The following is a 1554-nucleotide window of genomic DNA, read 5'->3' as shown; positions in this document are numbered from 1 at the left end:
AGACCCCGCCGGTGCCGCAGCCCAGACCGGACACGACCACACCCGACACGAGCGCGCCGGATACAAGCGCCCCTGCTAGCGGCGCCCCGAATACAAGCATTCCGAATATAAGCGCCCCAAATACCGGCGCCCCGAATGCTGCCGCCCCGAATGCTGGCGCGGCCCATGCCGATAAGCCGATCGAAACACCGCTGCCACAGCCGGCAACGCTTCAACCGCCATCGGCCGATACCATCAATCCCGATCGCTTCGGCGCCAAGCTCCCGGACGCCGCCTACGGCGCCTTCCAGCGCGGCCTCTATAAAACCGCCTACAACCTTGCCATGGTGCGGGCCAAGAACGGCGACCCCGCGGCGCAGACACTGGTCGCCGAGATCCTGTCGCGTGGGCTGGGCGTGCCGCTCAACGCCGCAGAGGCCGCGAAATGGTATGGGCTCGCCGCCGAGCAGGGCGTGCCGGAGGCGCAGTTCCAATATGCGCTGATGCTGCTCGACGGACGCTATGTGAAGAAGGACGCCAAGGAAGCCTATGCGCTGATGCAGGCCGCCGCCGAGGCGGGCAACCGCCTGGCCCAGTTCAACTTCGCCCAATTGCTCGTCCAGCAGGATCCGGGCGATGCCGGCATCGCCAAGGCGGCTGTGTATTATGAGCGCGCCGCCAGTACCGGCCTTGCCGACGCCGAGTACGCGATGGCGCAAATCTACGCCAACGGCGCCGGCGGAAAACCGCGCGACGACGCCAAGGCACGCACCCTGCTGGCGCAGGCCGCCCGGCAGAACTACGACACCGCGCAACTTGACCTCGCCGCATGGATGATCGAGGGGCGCGGCGGCGATCGCGACCTGAAATCGGGCTTTGCCTGGATGAGGCGCGCGGCCGAAGGCGGCAATGTCGCCGCCCAGAACCGCCTCGCCAAACTCTATATGGGCGGCATCGGTACCGACCCCGATCTGATCCTGGCCGGAGCCTGGTATATCGTCGCCCGGCGCGCCGGGTTGATCGACCCGCAGATGGACGATTTCCTGCAAGGCCTCGACGACGGTCAGACCAAGCAGGCGCTGCAGAAGGCGAACCGGCTGCCCTGAAAAGACGGCTCACGGCATCGGCCATCTCCATGCGCGTTCGCGACGCCCTCCCTTGCCACTCAATGCGATTTGTGGTCTTGGAGGCGCCAAAGCGCGCTCCGCGCCAAAAATCTCATTCCGGATCAGTTCAACATGGCCAAGATCAGTGGCAGCGAAATCCGTCCCGGCTATGTCATCGAGCATGACGGCGGCCTCTGGGTCGCGGTCAAGACCAACACCGTGAAGCCCGGCAAGGGCGGCGCCTACAACCAGGTCGAGCTGAAGAACCTGATCAACGGCACCAAGCTCAACGAGCGCTTCCGCTCGGCCGAGACCGTCGAGCAGATCCGGCTGGAGATGAAGGATTTCTCCTTCCTCTACGAGCAGGGCGACGCGCTGGTTTTCATGGACACCGAAAGCTACGAGCAGCTCGAACTGAACAAGGATTTCGTCGGCGAGCGCGCCGCCTTCCTGCAGGACGGCATGATGG

General features: G+C 65.1%; 1 protein-coding gene and 1 pseudogene. Both read left to right on the top strand.

Annotation, left to right across the window (positions count from 1 at the left end; genetic code table 11):
- Nucleotides 1–107: 107 nt before the first annotated feature.
- Nucleotides 108–1085: a tetratricopeptide repeat protein gene (locus EOA60_RS32340; protein ID WP_245502667.1), complete on the top strand. Its 978-nt coding sequence runs from the start codon at nt 108–110 to the stop codon at nt 1083–1085.
- A gap of 132 nt (nt 1086–1217) precedes the next feature.
- Nucleotides 1218–1554, top strand: a pseudogene (locus EOA60_RS32335) (elongation factor P); the annotation flags it as partial.

The sequence above is a fragment of the Mesorhizobium sp. M1A.F.Ca.IN.020.06.1.1 genome, from assembly GCF_004023265.1.
In the GTDB taxonomy this organism is placed as follows: Bacteria; Pseudomonadota; Alphaproteobacteria; order Rhizobiales; family Rhizobiaceae; genus Mesorhizobium.
This window is presented reverse-complemented; position numbering and strand designations above follow the sequence as displayed.